The organism is Nocardia sp. NPDC047038 (assembly GCF_040644075.1).
GTDB lineage: Bacteria > Actinomycetota > Actinomycetes > Mycobacteriales > Mycobacteriaceae > Nocardia > Nocardia sichangensis.
The window spans coordinates 845,491-865,708 of record NZ_JBEYVQ010000002.1 but is presented as its reverse complement, the minus strand read 5'-3'; the positions used below and the strand labels follow the sequence as shown (position 1 = coordinate 865,708).

19 protein-coding genes and 2 pseudogenes are annotated in these 20,218 nt (G+C 68.2%); 10 read left to right on the top strand and 11 right to left on the bottom strand.

The features are described 5' to 3' along the window. Positions 1-21: 21 nt before the first annotated feature. Positions 22-435, bottom strand: a complete 414-nt coding sequence (locus tag ABZ824_RS12095) for a hypothetical protein (RefSeq protein WP_356963288.1) — start codon at positions 433-435, stop codon at positions 22-24. A gap of 147 nt (positions 436-582) precedes the next feature. Here ABZ824_RS12095 and ABZ824_RS12090 point away from each other — a divergent pair, with 147 nt between their 5' ends. Then, positions 583-1,350, top strand: coding sequence for a DUF2470 domain-containing protein (locus ABZ824_RS12090; RefSeq protein WP_355073287.1), 768 nt, complete (start codon positions 583-585; stop codon positions 1,348-1,350). A 136-nt stretch (positions 1,351-1,486) separates the two neighbouring features. Here ABZ824_RS12090 and ABZ824_RS12085 read toward each other — a convergent pair. Continuing rightward, positions 1,487-1,591, bottom strand: a pseudogene (locus tag ABZ824_RS12085) (3-hydroxyacyl-CoA dehydrogenase); the annotation flags it as partial. A 456-nt stretch (positions 1,592-2,047) separates the two neighbouring features. Between ABZ824_RS12085 and ABZ824_RS12080 the strand changes: the two are divergent. From ABZ824_RS12080 to ABZ824_RS12065, 4 genes are all read left to right on the top strand, one after another. After that, entirely contained in the window at positions 2,048-2,842 is a 795-nt protein-coding gene (locus ABZ824_RS12080) for a CPBP family intramembrane glutamic endopeptidase (protein WP_356963287.1), read from the top strand. 127 nt (positions 2,843-2,969) lie between these two features. After that, complete coding sequence (locus ABZ824_RS12075) at positions 2,970-4,334, top strand: LCP family protein (RefSeq protein ID WP_356963286.1); 1,365 nt, start codon at positions 2,970-2,972, stop codon at positions 4,332-4,334. 10 nt (positions 4,335-4,344) lie between these two features. Next, positions 4,345-4,896 carry a ferritin-like domain-containing protein gene (locus ABZ824_RS12070; protein ID WP_356963285.1) on the top strand — a complete coding sequence of 184 codons (552 nt, stop codon included), beginning with the start codon at positions 4,345-4,347 and terminating at the stop codon, positions 4,894-4,896. Between the two features lie 71 nt (positions 4,897-4,967). Then, positions 4,968-5,516, top strand: coding sequence for a ferritin (locus tag ABZ824_RS12065; RefSeq protein WP_355073293.1), 549 nt, complete (start codon positions 4,968-4,970; stop codon positions 5,514-5,516). 230 nt (positions 5,517-5,746) lie between these two features. On the opposite strand, the gene ABZ824_RS12060 is transcribed toward ABZ824_RS12065, so the two are convergent. The 4 genes from ABZ824_RS12060 to ABZ824_RS12045 form a co-directional block, all read right to left on the bottom strand. Then, positions 5,747-6,667 carry a DUF5926 family protein gene (locus ABZ824_RS12060; protein ID WP_355073295.1) on the bottom strand — a complete coding sequence of 307 codons (921 nt, stop codon included), beginning with the start codon at positions 6,665-6,667 and terminating at the stop codon, positions 5,747-5,749. A gap of 601 nt (positions 6,668-7,268) precedes the next feature. After that, positions 7,269-8,036, bottom strand: a complete 768-nt coding sequence (locus tag ABZ824_RS12055; RefSeq protein WP_355073296.1) for a glycerophosphodiester phosphodiesterase — start codon at positions 8,034-8,036, stop codon at positions 7,269-7,271. Then, positions 8,033-9,067 (bottom strand): DUF4328 domain-containing protein, encoded by a 1,035-nt coding sequence (locus ABZ824_RS12050; protein WP_356963284.1) that lies wholly within the window; start codon positions 9,065-9,067, stop codon positions 8,033-8,035. Before ABZ824_RS12050 ends, ABZ824_RS12055 begins: the two co-directional genes overlap by 4 nt. Positions 9,068-9,087: 20 nt before the next feature. Then, positions 9,088-9,420, bottom strand: a complete 333-nt coding sequence (locus tag ABZ824_RS12045) for a rhodanese-like domain-containing protein (protein WP_356963497.1) — start codon at positions 9,418-9,420, stop codon at positions 9,088-9,090. 556 nt (positions 9,421-9,976) lie between these two features. On the opposite strand from ABZ824_RS12045, the gene ABZ824_RS12040 reads away from it, so the two are divergent. Next, the gene (locus ABZ824_RS12040) at positions 9,977-10,588 is read left to right on the top strand and encodes a hypothetical protein (protein ID WP_356963283.1); all 612 of its coding nucleotides are present in this window, start codon (positions 9,977-9,979) and stop codon (positions 10,586-10,588) included. Between the two features lie 58 nt (positions 10,589-10,646). Here the strand turns inward: ABZ824_RS12040 and msrA are convergent, their stop codons facing one another. Next, a complete protein-coding gene (gene msrA, locus ABZ824_RS12035; RefSeq protein WP_355073300.1) occupies positions 10,647-11,327 on the bottom strand; it encodes a peptide-methionine (S)-S-oxide reductase MsrA in 681 nt (226 codons plus the stop codon). A gap of 189 nt (positions 11,328-11,516) precedes the next feature. Between msrA and ABZ824_RS12030 the strand changes: the two genes are divergently transcribed. The 3 genes from ABZ824_RS12030 (at position 11,517) to ABZ824_RS12020 (ending at position 14,049) form a co-directional block, all read left to right on the top strand. Next, a complete protein-coding gene (locus ABZ824_RS12030; RefSeq protein ID WP_039794275.1) occupies positions 11,517-12,140 on the top strand; it encodes a superoxide dismutase in 624 nt (207 codons plus the stop codon). A 310-nt stretch (positions 12,141-12,450) separates the two neighbouring features. Further along, positions 12,451-12,978 (top strand): peptidase, encoded by a 528-nt coding sequence (locus tag ABZ824_RS12025; RefSeq protein ID WP_355073302.1) that lies wholly within the window; start codon positions 12,451-12,453, stop codon positions 12,976-12,978. A gap of 294 nt (positions 12,979-13,272) precedes the next feature. After that, entirely contained in the window at positions 13,273-14,049 is a 777-nt protein-coding gene (locus ABZ824_RS12020; RefSeq protein WP_356963496.1) for a TMEM165/GDT1 family protein, read from the top strand. A 322-nt stretch (positions 14,050-14,371) separates the two neighbouring features. Here ABZ824_RS12020 and ABZ824_RS12015 read toward each other — a convergent pair. Further along, positions 14,372-14,587 (bottom strand): annotated as a pseudogene (locus ABZ824_RS12015) (helix-turn-helix domain-containing protein); the annotation flags it as partial. A gap of 187 nt (positions 14,588-14,774) precedes the next feature. On the opposite strand from ABZ824_RS12015, the gene ABZ824_RS12010 reads away from it, so the two are divergent. Further along, complete coding sequence (locus tag ABZ824_RS12010; protein ID WP_355073304.1) at positions 14,775-15,542, top strand: SDR family NAD(P)-dependent oxidoreductase; 768 nt, start codon at positions 14,775-14,777, stop codon at positions 15,540-15,542. Positions 15,543-15,599: 57 nt separating this feature from the next. Here the strand turns inward: ABZ824_RS12010 and ABZ824_RS12005 are convergent, their stop codons facing one another. The 3 genes from ABZ824_RS12005 to ABZ824_RS11995 all read right to left on the bottom strand — a co-directional run bounded on the left by ABZ824_RS12005 (position 15,600) and on the right by ABZ824_RS11995 (position 20,184). Then, positions 15,600-16,418 carry a methyltransferase domain-containing protein gene (locus ABZ824_RS12005; RefSeq protein WP_355073305.1) on the bottom strand — a complete coding sequence of 273 codons (819 nt, stop codon included), beginning with the start codon at positions 16,416-16,418 and terminating at the stop codon, positions 15,600-15,602. Positions 16,419-16,590: 172 nt separating this feature from the next. Further along, on the bottom strand, positions 16,591-18,549 hold the full coding sequence (gene htpG, locus ABZ824_RS12000) for a molecular chaperone HtpG (RefSeq protein ID WP_356963282.1): 1,959 nt from the start codon (positions 18,547-18,549) through the stop codon (positions 16,591-16,593). Positions 18,550-18,576: 27 nt separating this feature from the next. Then, the gene (locus tag ABZ824_RS11995; RefSeq protein WP_356963495.1) at positions 18,577-20,184 is read right to left on the bottom strand and encodes a TM0106 family RecB-like putative nuclease; all 1,608 of its coding nucleotides are present in this window, start codon (positions 20,182-20,184) and stop codon (positions 18,577-18,579) included. Positions 20,185-20,218 lie beyond the last annotated feature (34 nt).

Sequence of the window (20,218 nt, the reverse complement as noted above, 5' to 3'; positions counted from 1 at the left end):
CCACGACCGCCTCAGCGGTGTTCAATCTCCGTTGAGCACGCGCAATGCGGCGTTCACCCGGTCCGCGGCCTCGGTTTCGATGGCGAGCAGGACCGAACGGACCGCCTCGACGGCTGGCGGTTTCAGCGAGGTCAGGAAGGCGATGTCGGGGTCGCGCAGGGCCGCGCCGATGTCCTCGCCGCACAGGGCGGCGGCTGTGGCGGCGACGATGGCCAGCGCCCGTTCCCCCGAGGAAGTGCGCGCGACGAAGCCGGTATCGGAGTGGGCCACGTGCGCGAGGAAGTCGGCGATCCCGGTGTCGGGCGCGTCCAGCTCCAGCGTCGGCGCGGCGGGACTTGCGCCGATGTTGCGGACCAGCCCGTCGACCAGACTGCGCCGCGGCGGCGTCGACAACGTCACCAGCACCGGTTCTGCGGATTCCGTCCCTTCCGACACGCCCTCACCGTAACAACCCGGTTCGACCGGAACCGATCCAGTTCGCTGCGATCAGCCGGACCGGAACGCTTGCGGAACCCCGCCTCGTCACTTAGCTTAGGGTAACCTAATCAACAGTCAAGCGCGCCACGCTCCACGGAGGTTTGTATGCCGCGTCCGTCCTCGACCTTCGCACCGTCCACCGCCGAGCGAGTGCGCAGCGCATGCGCGCACGCGGAGCAAGCGGTGCTGGCCATGCCGGGCATCGATCCGACGCCCGCGTCCGTGCACCACGTACGGCAGTGCGGCGATGCCGTGATCGCGGTGCCGACGGCCTCGGTCGCCGCGATCCTGGCAGGCAACTCCGGAGACCACGGCGCGCCCGCGGTGCTGGAGCTCACCGACCACGCCCCACTGCCGCTGCGCGAGCCGGTGCGCGCGTTGGTCTGGCTGCGCGGTTGGGTACGGGCGGTGCCCACCCAGGCGCAGCGCGCGCTGGCCACCGAGGTGGCCAAGGATTACCCGCATCCGGGCCTGCTCGACATCGGCTTCGGCGCCACCCTGCTGCGGCTGGTGATCGACTCCGCGGTGGTGGCCGACTCGACTGGCGCGGAATCGGTGCGCAGCGACGAACTGCGCCTGGCGCAGCCGGATCCGTTCTGCGCCATGGAATCCGCGTGGCTGCAGCACATGCAGGCCGATCACGCCGATGTCGTCGCCCAGCTGGCCAGGCATCTGCCGCCACACCTGCGGCGCGGCATCGTGCACCCGCTGGCCATCGACCGGTACGGGCTCACGCTGCGGGTGGAAGGACACGACGGCGACCACGACTTCCGCTTGCCGTTCAGCGCACCGGCGCACGACATCGAGGGGCTCAGCCGCGCCGTGCGCACGCTGGCGGGCTGCCCGTTCCTCAATGGATTGCGCCGGATCTGACCCGCCGCACGATCGAGCCGATCTTCAGCGGCATCGGGCCGGCGAACGGAAGTACCAAGGCGAAGAACGGGATGACCGGCCCGAGAAGACGGACGAGATAGCGTTCCATGGCCCCTGCCCGCAGAGGTTGTGGACAACCGGCGCAGTTGACCACGATGCGTGGAGCGCCGGACTCGACGACCCGCGCGACGGCCGCGCTGACCTCGTCGTTGCTGGTGACATCGGCGGGAACGAGGGTGAGAGACGGGCGGCGCATCGGCTGGGCGCACGCAATCCCGACGCGGTTGGCTGCTCAGCTGACACGCACACCGACGCGGCGAATGGCAATCGCACCGATTCGTTCAACGCGGGCGGACGACGGACGTCAACCACACCGATTCGTTCGATCCCGACCTGTGGCGAATCCGCGGTGAGCGGTCCGGCTGCCTCGAGCGCATCGTGCCCGGGCTGATCCAGCGCCGCTTGGTCGCGCACTCCTTTGGTGAACCGTCGTTTAGAGGGATGCTCCGGTGAGCCGGAGTGGCGGCTGCTCGCCGCAGCGCGCGCAGACCCGATGTCCGAGCTCGACCGAGTGGCGGGCCGGGTTGGACGCCAGGCCCGGAAGCATGCGCCGCAGCGGAGACGCCGACGACGCACCAGGCAGTTCACATGCCGACGCGCCGCGCGCCGCGCCGGACGAGCCCAATAGATTCGACCCATGCGCGCGGAGTCCAGAGCCGAGTGGGACGAGGCCGAGCCGACCGATCGGGAGCGGCTGGCGATCAAACTCGAGATCGCCGTGGTGCTGCTGGTCACGTTCGGACTCAGCGGGCTCAGCGCCGCGCTCTCGCTGGTGGAGAGCGCGCTCGCCCCGGGCGGGATCGGCGGACGGACCGTCGCGCTGAATCCGTCGCGATCCACGCAGTCCACCATCGACCTGCTGTTCCAGCTGCTCAGCGTGCTGCGGCTGCTCGGCTGGGCCGCCCTCGGCCTATATCTGCTGTGGCGCGGGGGCATCGGCCCGCGACTGATCGGGCTGGCGAACCGGCTCCGTTGGCGCGCCGACGTGCTACCCGGCTTGACGCTGGCCGCGATCATCGGGTTGCCGGGACTCGGGCTGTATCTCGCGGCGCACGCATTCGGCGTCAGCGTGACGATAGTCCCCGCCTCGCTCGGCGACTACTGGTGGCGACTGCCCGCGCTCGTCCTCTCGGCCTGCGCGAACGCCTTGGCCGAAGAGGTCATCGTGGTCGCGTTCCTGCTCACCCGGCTGCGCAGGCTCGGATGGTCGGCGAACTCGGCTCTGCTGGCCTCGGCTGTGCTGCGGGGCAGCTATCACTTGTACCAAGGAATCGGCGGCGGGCTCGGAAACTTTGTGATGGGCGTCATATTCGGCCGCTATTGGCAGCGCACGAATCGGCTGTGGCCGCTGGTCCTCGCCCATGCGACCATCGATGCGGTCGCCTACATCGGCTACACCGTTCTGCGCGGCCATGTTTCGTGGCTGCCGTGACGCAACTGTGCCCTCGGCAGCGCTAACAACCTGGTGCCGCCTGCGAATTACGGAACAGCGCCGCTTCCGCGTGCGCCCGCGTCCACATGCGGCACGTCACAACCGCCCGATAAGTAGAGTTCCAGTGATGAACGGCGACGACCCCCAGCGCAACGCGCATACGCGCCGGATGCCGCCGCCCGGCAGACCCGGTGAACCTCCGATGCGCCGTCGCATGCCGCCTCCGGGGTCCGGCGGTCCGCCGCCGATCGAGCCCACGCAGGTCGTGCGCCGTGATGGAACCGCCGACCCCCACGCACAGCCGCTGGCGTATTCGCAGGTCCCGCCCGAACAGGCGCGGCGAATGCCGCCGCCCCCGGCCCGCAGGCACGCCCCCACGCAGCGCCCGGTGCCGCATCACGAAGTTCCGTCGCACGCGCCGACACAGCGGCCGGTTCCGTATCACGAAGGTCCGCCGCACACGCCGCCCCGGAAACCCAGGCCGCTCCGCGAAGGCCCCCCACCGGTGCCGCCACGCGGCGAGCGTCCGCCGCGGGCTCCACGACCGCGCCGCAAACGCCACCCTTTCCGCTGGTTCCTGGTGATCCTGCTGGTCCTGGTGCTCGCCGCCGTCGGCGCCGTCATCAAGTTGGACAACTCGCTCAACCGCATCCCCGCGCTGGCGAACTACGCCAAGCGCGTCGGCGACACACCCGGCACGAACTGGCTGTTGGTCGGGTCCGACGGCCGTGGCGGACTGACTGCCGAGCAGGAGCGGGAACTCGCCACCGGCGGTGAGGTGGGCCCCGAGCGCACCGACACGATCATGCTCGTGCACGTGCCGCAGTCGGGGAAGACCACGCTGGTCAGCCTGCCGCGCGACTCGTACGTCAGCATCCCGGGCCAGGGCAAGGACAAACTGAACGCCGCGTTCGCCATCGGCGGCCCCGCGCTGCTGGTCCAGACCGTGGAGATCGCCACCGGCCTGCGGATCGACCACTACGCGCAGATCGGCTTCGGCGGCTTCGCCAGCGTGGTCGATACGCTCGGCGGCATCGACGTGTGCGTGCCCAAACCGATCGACGACCCGCTCGCCGGCATCGACCTGCCCGCGGGCTGCCAGCGACTCAACGGACCACAGGCGTTGGGTTTCGTCCGCAGTCGCGCGACCGCGCTCGCCGACCTGGACCGGATGAACAACCAGCGGATCTTCATGGCCGCCCTGCTGAAGAAGGCGACCAGTGGAGCCACGCTGGCCAATCCGTTCAAGCTCTGGCCGCTGGCCACCGACACCGCCAAGTCGCTGAAGGTCGACAACGGCGACCACATCTGGGATCTGGGCGGCCTGGGCTGGGCGCTGCGTGGCGACACCATCGCCACGGCGGTACCGGTCGGCGGATTCGAGGACACCGACAGCGGCAACGTCCTGCTGTGGGACAAGGCCAAAGCGAGCCGGTTCTTCGACGCGCTCGCCGGCGACCGTCCGATCCCGGAGGACCTGCTGACGCGGTAGCGTCGATGCCATGCCGGACATCGACGAGGCCGACGAGTCCTTTCCCGACTTGCTGCGCACCCAGATCCGTCACGGATTCACCACTGCCCAGCAATATCTCGCGGCCGCCGTGTACTTCGACTCACGCAGACTGCCGCAGTTGGCCGGACACGCCTACGACCGGTCACGCGAGCACTACGGCAATTCGCTGCGCATGGTGCAGTACCTGCTGGACCGGGATCTCCCGGTGCAGATCGGCGGCTTGGACGAGATCGAGTCCACCTTCGAAAGCCCGCGCGGCGCGGTCGCTTCGCTGCTGGAGATCGAGCAGGTCCGCAGCGCCCGGATCAGCGATCTGGCCCACACTGCCCGCACCTCCGGCGATTATCTCGGCGAACGCTTCATCGGGTGGTTCCTCGCCGATCAGGTGAAGAACGTCGCCGGCATGAGCACGTTGCTGGCCGTGATCGACCGTGCCGACGGGCAGTTGTTCGACGTCGAGGAGTTCGTCGCCCGGGAGACACGGCCGCGGCCGCGCACCGATATTCCGGCGCCGAAAATGGCTGGAGCGGCGAGGAATTAATTAGGCAACACTAGCCTCAATAAGGCTGCACTTGGATGACACGGGTCTTGACCAGCGCTAATGTCGATGCCATGTCAAGCCATCCGGAATCACCCCGCAGCAAATTTCACAGCCTGTTGCACGATCAGATCCGGCACGAATTCAATGCCGAGCATCAGTACATCGCGATTGCGGTGTGGTTCGACAATGCCGATCTCCCGCAGCTGGCCAAGCGGTTCTACAAGCAGGCCGTCGAAGAGCGCAATCACGCGATGATGATCGTGCAGTACTTCCTGGACCGGGATATCAGCGTCGACATTTCCGGCATCGATGCCGCGAAATCGCGGTTCGAGAATGCCAGGGAGCCGATCGCGCTCGCACTGACCCAGGAGAAGACGGTCACCGAGCAGATCATCCAGCTGGCGAGCACCGCCCGCGAAGAGGGCGACTACCTGGGCGAACAGTTCATGCAGTGGTTCCTCAAGGAGCAGGTCGAGGAAGTCGCGAACATGACCACCCTGCTCACCATCGCCGATCGCGCCGGGTCGAACCTGTTCGACCTGGAGGAATTCGTCGCCCGGGAAATGAGCGGCCCGAGCGACGCCTCCGGCGCGCCTTCGGCGGCGGGCGGCTCCGTCTGACGGCGTTCGCCGAATAGGTGAAACAGGCCCGGTTCCGTATCAGGAACCGGGCCTGTCGCTGTTGGACGTTCTATCGGACGGCGAGTCGGAATGTCGGCGTAAACGACGGTTCCACCACATTTCGCAGTGGTTTGGCGAGTCTTTCCTATATTTCGAGCCGCACCGGCGGCAACCGGAAAACACCGCCGCCGACAAAGGCCGTTTCTGCCGAAGTCTCGCGATATCCGGGCTCAGCGCAAGGTGACCTGACGCGACCGCAGGCCGTCGCGGGAGCGCCGCTCGTCGGAGGTCAACGGGGCGTCGACGGCCAGCGCCTCGGACAGCCGAGCGCCGAATTCGGCTGCGGGCTCGACCCATTCGTCGGGGTGTCGCTCGCGGTCCAGGTCGAAGACCGGGACCAGCACTCCGTGCGTGCGGAACGACCCCGCGAACCGAGAACCCTCGCCGAGGTGCAGACCGCCGGAGGCGTGCACCCGGGCCAGCGCCAGCATGAGCGCGTCCTCGTCCTCCGGCCGCACCCAGCGGATGTGCGCCTTCTCGCCCGCGTCCACCCACCAGGCGGCACCGATCGTGTCGGCGGCGAGCCCGAGCCGCGCCGAGGGCATGATCGCCTGCTTGGCCTGCTCGATGGTGGCGGCGACCTGCGGGTCGGGCTCGACCCCTGCGGGCACCCACCAGTCGAAGTCCTGGTGCACGGTCAAGTCCAGGCTCGCGGCGGGATCGATGACATCGGCCAGCCGCGGGCCTCCCGCGACGCTTTCCACCGAGGTCAGCGAATCACCGGGCTCGGCGGACTGGGTCCATAGGATCGCCGCGGCCAGATCGGCGGCCGGATCCGCGCCCTGGAACTGCACCTGCGCGCCGACGTAACCGCTGGGCTCGTCACCGGCGCGCACCAACGCGGCCACCGCGCCGGGCAGCACCGTTGCGAGCACGACCGGCCGCTCCGCCGCGACCTCGGCCGCCAGCGTCAACCGGGCGGTGGCCGAGGGAACGAATTCGCGCAGCGCGACCAGATCGCACTCCGCGGCCAGGCCCTCGAACGGACGGGTGACGACTTGTGCCGCCTGCTCCTGCGCCGCTCGCCGCTCGGCGAGACGCTGCGCCCGGTTCCCACCGGGCTTAGGACTGTTGCGCTTGCTTTTACCCACGAGGGGTCAACCTACCGTGTTTCTTGGCTGTGTTTGTTTTTCCAGCGCCTGCGGCGCTGGGTGTTCGCGGCCCTTTATGGCTCGCGTCCGAGCGACCGCCGCTGGCGACTTCGTCGCGGACGCGGCGGCGCTCGAACGCGAGCCGGGCCGCGAACGGCGGATGCTCGGTCTCGCTTCGCTCGAAATCGGGGGTTGAGGTGGCGTGGTCGCGGCAGGGAGCAATCGCGCAAACTAGTTCACCGGGTGGGCGTGGCGAAGAAGGCCGCCGAACTCGGCGCGGCGTCGAGCGCCCGCCATCGACGTGGACGCCACAGAGATTCCGCTACGGCACCACCGCACCTGCGACGACCACTTCGATGCGCTCCGACCTGCACCCCCCAACGTTCACCGCACCGTATTCCGCTCTGCTCGAGGCGTGCGTCGCAGCGACGGACGATCGAGGATTTGTTGGAAGCCACGACAACCGGAACACAAATGAGCGCGTCTGTCTCCCGCCTCATACTTGCTGCCCGGAACGGCTGGTACCACCGGGCGTGGTCGCATTCGCGGAGGTTCGCCCAGACAGCCTGATTTCGGCGGAGCCGATTCCGGCGGAACCGGGTCAGGCGGCGGGGAGCAGGGACTTGGTGCGGCCGGGGTGGTTCGTGGCGATCCAGCTGACGCCGAGGTCGGCGCACAGTTGGACGTCGTCGGGGTCGTCGACGGTCCAGCAGTAGGTGGCGCGGCCGGCGGCGGCGGCCTTGTCGACCAGGTCGGGGTGCTCGCGCAGTGTTTTCACCGAGGGGCCGACGGCTGTGGCGCCGACGGTGGTGGCCGCCGATCCGCCCAGGTAGCGCGACGATTCGCCGAGCAGGACGGTGGGCAGCAGCGGGGCGGCGCGGCGGATGCGCCACACGGCGGTGGCCGCGAACGACATGACGACCGCGCGGGAATGATCCGCCGAGGCGGGGGTGGCGATGCCGAAGCGCTGGAGCTCGGCGAGCAGCTTGTTCTCCACCAGCGCGCCGTAGCGGACCGGGTGCTTGGTCTCGATGAACAGCTTGGTCGGCCTGCTACGCCAGTCCAGCACCAGGCTGATCAGCTCGCTGAGGGTCAGCACCGAGGCCGGATCGCCGTCGGCGCCGAAATCCAGTGCGCGCAGCTCCTCCAACGTCATCTCGCTGACCAGACCGCTGCCCGAGGAGGTCCGGTCGACGGTGCGGTCGTGCACGCACACCAGATGTCCGTCCCTGGTCAGCCGGACATCGCACTCGACGCCGTCGGCGCCCTCCTGGAGCGCCAACTCGTAGGCGGCGAGCGTGTGCTCGGGGCGCGCCGCCGAGGCGCCTCGATGCGCGACGACGAACGGCGCGCGACTGCCCTGGCTCACTTGGCCATAACCTCCTCCTGCTCACGGTCCTCAGCACCGTTGTCCTCGTGCGCGTCGGCGCCCGCCTGTGCACGTCCGCCGGGATGCACCGGCTCGATCACCGGCACCGCGGGGTCGACCGCGATCAGCCAGCGGCGCGCGGTCCGGCTGCGACCGAGCAGGTCATGCCCCTCGATCGTGCGCAACACCCAGAGGGTCAGCAACGCGACCGCGGCGGCGACCGCGTCGGTGAACGCGGTGAACAGCACCCCGTCCGCCTCGGCTTGCAATGAATCCGCGGTCCGCCACAGTAGCGCGGCCACCGTGACGAGGCCGCCGAAGACCCACGCGGCCCACCAGATCCGGACCGCCCGTCCCGTCCTGGGATCACCCTGCAACGCGGCCACTTCGCTCAGGAAGACCCCCGGCCACAGCAGGTTGACCACCGGAATCAGGCAGCCGAACGCGAGCGCTCGCGGCGAACGCGGGTCGCGCCTGCCCGTGGCGGCGTAGGCCGAGCGCCTGATCTCGATCAGTCTTCCGACGGTGGCCGCGGCCGCCAGCAGCGCGAGCACGACCGCCAGCACTCCGGCGCCGATCACGAACGCGTCGGAGGCGAAGAGGACGGCGGGGTGGATCAGGCGCGTCCGGTTGCGCAGCAACACCCCGTAGCGCGCCAGTTCCGCGACGGCCGCGAGTCCGAAGACGACGGCGGTCGCGACGAGCAATCTGATCACCGAGTGGGTCAACTTGCCGAACGGGCGACGCGCCGCGCCGCCCGCGTGCGGTGGCGGGTCGATCAGGCCCCAGCGCGGGATCTGCGTGTACCGAGGCGTGCGGCTCGGCGGGGCCGGTCGGACGGCCGACTGCGCTCGCCGACCGCGCTGGTCGGGCTTGCGCGCCACCCAGCGGTAGTTGCGACGGTCGGCGGGCGCGTCGATCGGCCCCGGCGAGAGGAGTACGCCGCGGCAGCGCGGGCACCAGTGCATCGGCGCCCCTTGCACGGCCCAGCGCGCACCGCAGCGCGCACAAGGTTGCACCACCGTACTCACCCGCGCACCTCGTTCTTTCGTCAGTAGATCTTCGCCTCGTGGTCGCCCTCCGCGACCAGCGGGCGGCCGGCGTGCTGCCATGCCACCATGCCCCCGTTGACATGGATGGCCTCATAGCCGATGTGCGTGAGATATTCGACCACCTGAAGCGACCGACCGCCCTGCCTGCAGATGATGTAGAGATCCGCGTCGTACTCCAGCTCGTCGATCCGGGCGGGAACGTCGACCATCGGGATGTGGATCGCGCCCGGGGCGTGTCCGAGCCGCCACTCGTCGTCCTCACGGACGTCGAGCAGGATCGATCGCGGCGTGTCGGCCGACGCGGGCGCGCTGCTGTCGAATTCGGCAGGCACGTCCTCCACCGTGACCGACGGAACGTGGGGGCTCGTCACAGATTCGATCCTGCCATGCGTGGCGGACCGCCGTGCAGTTCCATGCCAGGGGAGCGACCTCGACAGCGAGCCACGACTTCGGGTATGTTCTCCCCTCCGGAACTCGACCGCGCACCCGCCCGATGCTGGTTGTGCATAACTCGGGCGAAGTTATCCACATAATCCACAGCTCGATCCACAAGGCGCAGGTGTCGAAGGCGTTTCGCCGGATTGAACCGGCTTTCTAGCAACTGATCAGCTATCGACCTGGTGTCGTTGCGAACCCTTGGTCCGTTCTCGGCGTGCTTTACCTGATCGAAGTACGGATCAGCCCCTAACGGTCGAGCGATGCGAATGGCCGATCCGGGACTCCCCTCCATACCAATCCCGGAGCGGCCATTCGTCGCCGACATCGGAACCCGCGGCCGAAGAGGGTCCGATATCTACTTGGACGGCGCCGAGGCGCATTCGGTTCCATCGAATCCAGAACGCCGCCGAAATCCCGCGATCCGGCGAAGACGATCGGTAGCCTGGGCGCATGAACGTGAGCAGGGGGCTACGCCACGGAATGGACATCGCAGGGCTCAATATCGCGTTGTCCGAGGCCACGTGCCTCGGCCTCGCGATCGACGAGGCCGCCGCAGAACTGCGACTCGACCTCGAAGTGCTGACTCTTCCCGAACGCGGAACGGCGGCGGAGGACTATCGGGTGCAGGTGACGTTCACCGGCGTGAGCCGGGTCGCCGCGTCACTGCGGACGCAGCATTGGGACGACCTGGAACCCAGGGTGCTGCCGCTGCGACTGGAAGGCCTGGATGAGGCGATCCGGAGTTTCGGCGGCGGGCGGCTGCACGGTTGGGAGTTCATCGATCTCGACGACAGCAGTTGGGCGCTGTGGAGCGAGTTGCTCAGCTTCGACACCCGCATCGGTGATCGCGAATCCGCACACGTTCTGGAGTTCTCCCAGGAGGAGGGCATCGATCCGCGCGAATTGGACGTCCGGGTGTGGTTCGACGACATCACCGTGTACGACGCGCGGGGCAAGCAGATCCCGCTGGCGGACTTCGTCGCGGGCGGCGCGCGGTGGTGGCGGGCGCACGATGCGGGCGACCCGCGAGCCAGTCGTCCGGGAATCGCGCCGCCGCTCTGAGCGCCGAACCGTCGCGAGTGAACCGCACTTTCGGGTGCGGTTCGTCGCACCTCGGCGCTCAGGCGCCCGTGCCCACCGGGCAACTCACTCCGGTGGCGTGGACGGGGCAGTATCCCCCGGGATTCTTGGCCAGGTACTGCTGGTGATAGCCCTCCGCATAGTAGAAGGCCGCCAGCCCGGGCAGCGGCGTGATCTCCGTGGTGATCTGCCCGTATCCCGCCGCGGCCAGCCGCTTACCGTAGGACTCGGCCGTCGAGCCGACGAGGTCGGCCTGCTCGGCGCCGAAGGTGAAGACGGCCGAACGATATTGGGTGCCGCGGTCGTTGCCCTGCCGCATGCCTTGGGTGGGATCGTGGTTCTCCCAGAAGTGTTTGAGGATGCCCGCGTAGTCGATCACCGCGGGATCGAACACGACGAGCACCGCTTCCGCGTGACCCGTCCGTCCGCTGCATACCTCTTCGTAGGTGGGATTCGGCGTGTACCCGCCGACATAACCGACCGCCGTGGAGTAGACGCCGTCGAGTTCCCAGAAGCCTTTCTCCGCGCCCCAGAAGCAGCCCATCGCGACGACCGCGAGCTGGAGCCCCTCGGGAAACGGCGGGCGGATCGGGTGACCGTTGACGTAGTGGGTATCCGGCACGTCGAGCGGTTCCGCCCGGCCGGGCAGGGCTTGCTCGGGAGCGACCATGACGGGTTCGGGGAGGCTCAGACGCCCCACTAGTTCGTCGTACCACGACATGGTTCGATGCTACGCGTGCGTTTCCAGTGGGGCCGATGTGCGTGATGTGACGGTGCGCGACCCGCTAGGTGTGAGCGGCGTCACCGGAATGCGCGAGCGTGGGCCCGAGTTGGAATCGACCGGGTGTACGAATGATGGTTGGCTGTGTCCGGAACGGGGCACAACCAGCCCGACATAGGAAGGGACAACGTGGCCGAGTACACGCTGCCAGATCTGGATTACGACTACAGCGCCCTGGAGCCCCACATCTCCGGGCAGATCAACGAGCTTCATCATTCCAAGCACCACGCCGCTTACGTCGCGGGCGCGAACACCGCACTGGAGAAGCTGGAAGCCGCTCGCGAGTCGGGCGATCACAGCGCCATCTTCCTGCACGAGAAGAACCTCGCGTTCCACCTGGGTGGGCACGTCAACCACTCCATCTGGTGGAAGAACCTCTCCCCCAATGGCGGCGACAAGCCGGTCGGCGAACTGGCCGCGGCCATCGACGACCAGTTCGGTTCGTTCGACAAGTTCCGCGCGCAGTTCACCGCCGCGGCCAACGGCCTGCAGGGTTCCGGCTGGGCGGTGCTCGGCTTCGACACCCTCGGCCAGAAGCTGCTGACCTTCCAGCTCTACGACCAGCAGGCCAACGTCCCGTTGGGCATCATCCCGCTGCTGCAGGTCGACATGTGGGAGCACGCTTTCTACCTGCAGTACAAGAACGTCAAGGCGGACTACGTCACCGCGTTCTGGAACGTCGTCAACTGGGCCGACGTGCAGGAGCGCTTCGCCAAGGCGACTTCGCAGGCCAAGGGCCTCATCTTCGGCTGAGCCTGTTCGGCACGCCGGAACCGGGTCCGCGAATCCGTCCGCCACGCGCGGCCGGATTCGCGGGCCCGTTCTGTTCTCCGGTGACGCGGACATGTTGCCGAGAACGCCACCCGCCCCGCGTGTATCCGGAGTCCCTGAGGTGGGGCGGGATCCGTCGAGTGCGCAGCCGGATTGCCCTCCTCCACGCCCCCGGCCGCCCGATTGGCACTCTTTGGTACTTGTGTGCCAGGTGACTCGTGGTTCATATTCGGGAAATCCACCCCAAAGGAACGGGCAAGGTCGCCCCCGGGTACGACAACGGGAGGCAGGAATGCGCACGAACGAACCGATCGGCATCACGCCGTTCCATTCGCGCGGGTCGCTGCGTGGCTTCTTGATCTCCGGCCGCTGGCCGGACACCACCAAGGAGTGGGCGCAGGTGCTGGTCCTAGCGGTGCGTGTGGCCACGTTACCCGGGCTGCTTACCACCTCGACGGTGTTCGGAGTCCGTGAGGACCTGCCCGACGACCCCGCCCCGGGCACGGTCGGCTTGGTGCTGGCCGAAGGGCCCGTACTCGGCGACGAGGCCGTGGAACCCGGCCGTTTCGCCGACCATGTGCCACCGGCGTTGCTGATGCTGCATCCGCCGTCCGAAACCCGCCCGACGCTACCCGAATGCGCGGGTGCGGCCTCCGGCTGCGTCTTGCTGCCCGGCGTGCCCCACCTGGGGCTGGAACACCGTGCCGCGTGGGTCGAGGCGGAGTCGGACGGAACCGTGACCTCGCTGGTCAGCCGGGTCGGACTGGACCCGATCAGCGATCCCGACACCGCGGTTCTGGCTATGCTGCTGGCCGCGTGAGGGTAACCGAAATTCCGCACGTGGATCGCCAAACTTATTGTGCGCATTGCGATTTCGATTACAGCGGGTTGGCACGAGCGGAACGTGGCGGTAGAGTCGCAAGCAGCGAAGGGGAGTAGCCCCCAATCACACAGTCGACATACTGACCCGCCGAGCCCGCTCGGGCCGGGTCCGGCTGTGTGAACCGGCTTCCGGCCGGTGGGCGAGACCTTCGGCCTGGACAACCATTTCGTTGTCGGCCGGAGCGTTCCCATATCTCCGGTCGGCAGGCCGGAGACCTTGGAGCCGCCACACATGATCGCCACCGTATTGCTCACCATCGGCGTCGTCTTCCTCGCCGAGCTCGGTGACAAGTCCCAGCTGATGGCGCTGACGTTCGCGCTGCGCTACCGCTGGTGGGTGGTGCTCGGCGGCATCGCGACAGCCTCCGCGGCGGTGCACCTGATCTCGGTCGGCATCGGCTATTTCCTCGGTGCGGCGCTGCCCACCACAGCGATCGCGCTGATCGCCGCCGTCACCTTCCTGGCCGTCGGCCTGTGGACGTTGCGCGAGCACTTCGGCACCGGCGAGCAAGACCCGGAGCCGAAGGCGCCGAAAGTGGGCGGTGCGCCGTTCTTCGTGGTGCTGTCCGCGTTCCTGCTCGCCGAGCTGGGCGATCGCACCATGTTCGCGACCGCCGCGCTGGCCACGGACTACGACTGGGTAGGCGTCTGGCTGGGCTCGACCATCGGCATGGTCGCCGCCGACGCGCTCGCCATCGCGGTGGGCATTCTGGTCGGCAAGCATCTGCCGGAGCACACGATCGGCATCGGCTCGGGCCTGCTGTTCCTCTACTTCGGCGCAGCGACCCTGCTCGGCGCGACCGCACCGGCCCTCGGCGGTGTCGCCGTCGCCGGGCTCGCGGCGCTGGCTCCCGCGCTGGCCGGTGCGGCGCTGCTGCTCACGCGGATGGCTCGCCGCTCGAGTCCAGCGCAGCCCCGTACAGTCCGCCACCCTGACGCAACAGATCCAGCAGTGGTTCCCGCAGCGCCTGCAGACCGCTCGAGTCTCCGGCCGCGATCCGAGCGGTGACCATCGAACCGACCGCCGCGGCCAGGGCCTGACAGGCGAAACGCTGCTGGTCGGTCCGCGCGTCGAGCACGCCGGCGATCAACTCGACGAATCGCTCTTGCAGCTGGGCCCGGCGCGCGATGGCGGCCGACCCCACCGCGAAGACCTCGACCAAGAACAACCGCGCGCTGGCCGGGTCGTCCACCAGATACTGGAGATAGGCGCGCAGGATCCGGTCCATCCGAGCCACGGCGTCGGTATCGGCCGCCGCGTCTTCCCTCTCGGTGGCGTCGGCGATCCGGTCGAGCAACAAATGCACCGCGCGCTGGTAGGCCGCTTCGAAACAGTCTTCTTTGGAGCGGAACTGCTCGTAGAACGTCTCGCGGGACACGCAAGCCCGCTTGAGGATCGCCGCGACCGACGTTCCGATGTAACCGTTCTCGGCCATGGCCTCCGCCGTCGCGACGAGGATTCGTTCGCGCTGCGAAGCGATCACCTGCTCCCGTGGCAGGCCGTGCCTACCTCGGGGGAGGCGTGCGCTGGTGGCCGATTCGGTCATTCGGTGACTCCGGGTGTTCGGTCGAGCTGACTGGGCTGTTCCATTCTGCTCGGTCGGTTCCGCCGACTTGCCGGAAAGGGCCCGCGCCGGAAACGAGTCGCGGGAGCCGTGCAGGGCCGTTCGCCGCGTACCGGTTAGGGTGCCATTGACGAAGGGCCAACTGGCTGTCACAAACGAGAGGACCATCGTGGAGATTTCGGGTTCCGCCGCCATTGTCACCGGAGGCGCATCGGGCCTCGGCGCCGCCACCGCCAAGCGTCTCGCCGATCTCGGCGCCACCGTCTTCGGGCTCGATGTACCGCAGTCGATCGAGCGCGCCGGCGACAACGTGCCCGCCGGGGTCACCCTCATTCCCGCCGATGTCACCAGCAACGACGAGGTCGGCGCGGCCGTCGCGCAGGTCGTCGAGTCCGGCGCCCCGCTGCGCATCGTGGTCAACTGCGCCGGTGTCGGCTGGGCGGGCCGCATCCTGTCCAAGAACGGCCCGCACGACCTGGAGCTGTTCCGCACGGTCATCACGGTCAACCTGCTCGGCACCTTCAACGTCATGCGGCTGGCCGCCGACGCGATCGCCAAGACCGACGCCGTGGACGAGTACGGCCAGCGCGGCGTCATCATCAACACCGCCTCGGTCGCCGCGTTCGAGGGGCAGATCGGTCAGATCGCCTACTCGGCGTCCAAGGGCGGCGTGCACGGTATGACGGTTCCGGCAGCGCGCGATCTGGCCCAGTTCGGCATCCGGGTGAACACCATCGCTCCCGGCATCATCGACACCCCGATGCTCGCCGGCGTCACCGAGGAGTACCGCAAGGGCCTCGAGGCGGGCGTGCCCTTCCCGTCCCGCCTCGGCCGTCCGGACGAGTACGCGCAGCTGACGCAGTACATCGTCGAGCACGACTACCTGAACGGCGAGACCATCCGCATGGACGGCGCGCTGCGCATGGCGCCGCGGTAATTCCGCTCCGCAGTCCCGGCAGCGCGTGGCCCTTCACCGAAGGGTCGCGCGCTGTTCTCATTCCCCCGATTTGTGGCCGATGCCGAGGTAGGCCGTGGTGGACAACGGGCAGTGTGGCCGGTACTTCTCGGCGAGAAACGCTTTCATGACGGCGGCGCGCCGCGCCCAGACCTCCGCGCTCACGTTGTGGCGCATGAGTTCCAACGGGGCGCTGCTGCGCACCATGGTCTCCCACATCTCCTCGGGGCTGCCGAAGGTGAGCGCGATCGAATGCCGCTGGATGGACACGGCTTCGAAGCCCGCACCGCGCATCTCCGATTCGAAGACCTCCGGGTTCTCCAGGCTCAGGAAGTTCGGTTGCGGCTCCTGGATGTCCGGGTCGGCCGCGGTCAAGGCACCGAACATCATCCGCATCAGCGGCGAGTCCGCGATCGGCGCCCAGCTCGACACCACCGCCGTCCCGCCCGGCCGCAACACTCGGAACAGCTCGGCGAACCCACGAGCGCGGTCCGGGAAGAACATCAGTCCGAACATGGAGAACCCGGCGTCGAAATGGTCGGATTCGTACGGCAGTTCTTGTCCGTCACCCACTTGCGCCCGGATATTCACCAGCCCGGCGGCAGCGGCGTTCTTCGCCAAGCGCGCGATCATCGACTCCGCGAAATCGATGGCGTCGACCTGCGCCACGTGACCCGCGGCCAGCAGGCTGAGCGTGCCCGGCCCCGCCGCGACATCCACGATGCGCGATTCCGGCGAGAGCGAGGCGAACTCGAGCGCCCGCGCCGAGAACGGTTGCATTATCGCGGGTGCGAACTCGTCATATCCGTCGGCGACGAGATCCCACGGCTCGGCGACGGCAAGCGGGTTTGCGGACATGTCGTGACGATCCTTTCAGGCATCCACATCTAACCGCGCCACCCGGGGGCGAACTCCCCAGTCCTGCGAATATGCCATCCCGCCCGTCACCGTAACCGAGAAATGGCCGAAACGCCGCCGACCGCACCGGCCGCGACCGGAGGACATTGCTGGTCCTCCGGTCGCGGATGGTTCAGAGAGTGCGAGTGAGCCGATCGGTGAGGATGTGGGCGAAGTGCGCCGGATCCTTGAGTTCACCGCCCTCGGCGAGCACCGCCGTGCCGAACAGCAGTTCGGCGGTTTCCGACAGCTCGGTCGCCGTGCCGGCGTCGGCCTTCTCCCGCTCGGCCGCGTACGCGTCGCGCAGGCCGGTGACCAGCGGGTGGGTCGGGTTGAGTTCCAGAATCCGCTTGCTCTCCGGCAGCGCCTGGCCCGAGGCGCGATACATCCGCTCCAGCATCGGCGTGAAGTCGAACACGTCACCGACCAGGCAAGCCGGAGAGGTGGTGAGCCGGTTGGTCAGGCGCACCTCCTTGACGTTCTCCTCCAGCGTCTTGCCCAGCCACGTGAGGACATCGGCGAAGTCCTTGTCCTGCTGCTCGCGCAGCGCCTCGGAGGCCTTCTTCTCCTCCTCGGTCTCCAGATCGACCTCGCCCTTGGCGATGGACTGGAACGCCTTGCCGTCGAATTCCGGTACGGAACCGACCCACATCTCGTCGACCGGGTCGGTCAGGATCAGCACCTCGCGGCCCTTGGCCTTGAACGCCTCCAGATGCGGGGAGCTCTCGACCTGCTGACGGGTCTCGCCGGTCATGTAGTAGATCGTGTCCTGCCCCTCGGGCATCCGCTCCACGTACTGGGCCAGCGTGGTCAGCTCGGTCTCGGAGTTCGTCGAGGCGAACGAGGAGACCTGGAGGATGGTGTCGCGGTTGTCGAAGTCCGAGAGCAGGCCCTCCTTCAGGACGCGGCCGAACTCCTTCCAGAAGGTCTGGTAGCCGGCCTGGTCCTCGGCGCCCTGCAGATCCTTGACCGTGGACAGCACCTTCTTCACCAGACGCTTGCGGATCATCTGGATCTGCCGGTCCTGCTGGAGAATCTCCCGGGAGACGTTGAGCGACAGATCCTGCGCGTCCACCACGCCCTTGACGAAGCGCAGGTACTCCGGCATCAGCTCTTCGCAGTTGTCCATGATGAACACCCGCTTGACGTAGAGCTGGACGCCGCGCTTGTGCTCGCGGGTGAACAGGTCGAACGGCGCGTGCGAGGGGATGAACAGCAGCGCCTGGTACTCGAACGTGCCCTCGGCCTTCAGCGGGATGATCTCCAGCGGATCGTCCCAGCCGTGACTGACGTGCTTGTAGAACTCCTTGTACTCCTCGTCGGAGACCTCGCTCTTGGGGCGCGTCCACAGCGCCTTCATGGAGTTGAGCGTCTGGTCCTCGAGGATCGTCTTCTCCTCGGCGGCCTCGCCTTCGCCCTCGGTGACGGTCCGCTCCACCTGCATGCGGATCGGCCAGGAGATGAAGTCGGAGTACTTCTTGACGATCTCGCGCAGCTTCCACTCCAGCGTGTAGTCGAAGAGGTGATCCTCCTCGTCCACCGGCTTGAGGTGGAGCGCGACCGACGTGCCCTGCGGGGCCTCGTCGAGTTCGGAGATCGTGTAAGTGGAGCTGCCCGCGTTCGACTCCCACCGGGTGGCGGTGGCCTCGCCCGCGCGGCGGGTGGTCAGGGTGACCTTGTCGGCCACCATGAAGGTCGAATAGAAACCGATGCCGAACTGGCCGATCAGCTCCTCGGCGGCGGCCTCGGACTTGGCCTCGTTCAGCTTCCTGCGCAGGTCGGCGGTACCGGACTTGGCGAGGGTGCCGATCAGATCGACGACCTCGGCGCGCGACATGCCGATGCCGTTGTCCCGGACGGTCAGGATCCGCTCGTCCTTGTCGACCTCCAGCTCGATGTGCAGGTCGGAGGTGTCGACGTGCAGATCCTTGTCTCGGAAGGACTCCAGCCGCAGCTTGTCCAGCGCGTCGGAGGAGTTCGAGATCAGCTCCCGCAGGAAGGTGTCCTTGTTGGAGTAGACGGAATGGATCATCAGCTCGAGCAGCTGATGGGTCTCTGCCTGGAACTCGAGTTGTTCGACGTGCTCTGTCACGGTCGCGATGGTACCGCCGTGCGCTGACTACGGAGCCGAAGGTGGGGCCGCCGCGTAACCCGCGACGGTCCCGGGCGACCGCGCATCGGGAACCTGCCGGAAATCGGCGAGACCGGCAACCTCCGCGTCGGCGCGGGTGGTCATCCATTCGCGCAGCACCTGGGTGGCGCGGACGTCGTCCTCGTTGTACTCCAGCAAACGGGTGCGCTGGGTCGCGTCGGGCGTGGCGCCGTCGTAGCCGACCGCGAGCCGGTACCAGCTCATCGACGCCTCGCCGCTCGCCTCGGGATCACGCCACGAGAACCCGGCGACCGGCGCGATCTTCTTCAACCCCTTGCCGTTCGGGCAGATGAACTGGTCGGAGACGGCTTGGAACATGTCCACCCATTGCGGTCCGTCCACGAACGCGCGCACCTGCTCCACCGTCGGCACGCCGGGCCTGCCCGCGAACCGGCGCGCCGATTCGTACAGCCACTTGTCTTCCGCCGTGCGCGAATAGCAGTACGCGGCAAACGTTCTGCCCGTCGCGGTCGCCTCGGCGCGCACCGTCATCAGCCAGGTCCAGAACTCGCCGAAAGAGCGGCCCTCGTCCTCGGTGGGCAACGGATCCCAGGTGACGAACGGGCGGTACACGCCGTTCAGCAGCGTTCCCCACAAGTACGCGCCGTACTCCTGGAAGCTCTCCAGATCGACGTCGACCTCCACATCCGCCCGCCGCACCTGCACGCTCTCGACCCGCCGCACCAGCGGGGCACCGACGATCCACGCCCGCGCGGTGACCACGGCCTCGTCGAACGGGCCGTGCTGCCAATCCTCGGGCTCCTCACCCACCCACGCGGCGAGTTCATCGATGGTCTCGACGTTGTGCCTGCGCAGCACCTCGGCGCGGGAGCCGGGCGCCACCAGGCTGACGTCACGATGCTCGATCAGCCAGCCCTCGCAGCTCGGGCCATCGACTCCTCGCGTCCACCACGGGCACTGCCTGCACTCGGGCACCTTCGACGGGATGGTGGGCAGCTCGCCGCGCACCACCGCGATCCGGTCGGCGTAGCGGCGGTCGTAATCGGCCAGCAGCGGCGCCAGGTCGTGGACCAGGATGCGATCGAAATCGAAGCCGATGACGCCGCCGACCAGCGCGGGGCTGGCCAGGCCGTGCCGTTGCAGCATCCGGTGCAGGTGGGCGAGCCGCTGTTGATCGCGGGGCTGCTGGCGTAGCTTGCGGTGCGGATCCGGTTGCGGGTCCCAGCGATACGGGTCCGAGGTGGTGGGGTGGAAGTCGGCGCGCTCGGGTTGACGCGGGTCGGTCACCTTGTGGTTCACCACGATGATCGGGATGTAGCCGCCGCGTTCGACGTCGCGCAGCAGGATCTCCGAACCTCCGCGCCTGCCGGTGTCCGGCTCCTGCGGTAGCAGTCCGCCCCAGATGTGCCGTGCCCCGATTTCGCACGCGCGCATCGTCGCTTCGGCGCGCTCGGCGGCGCGCAGCCCGGGATCGATCACCACCCAGGCATCGGGGTCCGCGCCGACCAGCGCGTCGCGCACTCGGGCGCGGTGTGCGACGGCGGCGTCCCGGCGCTGGCGCACGCCCGCGTCCTCGACGATCCCCGCCAATGCCTCGGGGTGCGCGGCGTCCATACGCAGGCGATGGCGGCAGCCGATCAGCGCCCTG

Bases quoted from the DNA above. Each gene is read 5' to 3' on its own strand.
- ABZ824_RS12090 (WP_355073287.1), top strand. From the start codon at position 583: ATGCCGCGTCCGTCCTCGACCTTCGCACCGTCCACCGCCGAGCGAGTG.
- ABZ824_RS12080 (WP_356963287.1), top strand. From the start codon at position 2,048: ATGCGCGCGGAGTCCAGAGCCGAGTGGGACGAGGCCGAGCCGACCGAT.
- ABZ824_RS12075 (WP_356963286.1), top strand. From the start codon at position 2,970: ATGAACGGCGACGACCCCCAGCGCAACGCGCATACGCGCCGGATGCCG.
- ABZ824_RS12070 (WP_356963285.1), top strand. From the start codon at position 4,345: ATGCCGGACATCGACGAGGCCGACGAGTCCTTTCCCGACTTGCTGCGC.
- ABZ824_RS12065 (WP_355073293.1), top strand. From the start codon at position 4,968: ATGTCAAGCCATCCGGAATCACCCCGCAGCAAATTTCACAGCCTGTTG.
- ABZ824_RS12040 (WP_356963283.1), top strand. From the start codon at position 9,977: ATGAACGTGAGCAGGGGGCTACGCCACGGAATGGACATCGCAGGGCTC.
- msrA (WP_355073300.1), bottom strand. From the start codon at position 11,327: ATGTCGTGGTACGACGAACTAGTGGGGCGTCTGAGCCTCCCCGAACCC.
- ABZ824_RS12025 (WP_355073302.1), top strand. From the start codon at position 12,451: ATGCGCACGAACGAACCGATCGGCATCACGCCGTTCCATTCGCGCGGG.
- ABZ824_RS12020 (WP_356963496.1), top strand. From the start codon at position 13,273: ATGATCGCCACCGTATTGCTCACCATCGGCGTCGTCTTCCTCGCCGAG.
- ABZ824_RS12005 (WP_355073305.1), bottom strand. From the start codon at position 16,418: ATGTCCGCAAACCCGCTTGCCGTCGCCGAGCCGTGGGATCTCGTCGCC.
- ABZ824_RS11995 (WP_356963495.1), bottom strand. From the start codon at position 20,184: ATGGACGCCGCGCACCCCGAGGCATTGGCGGGGATCGTCGAGGACGCG.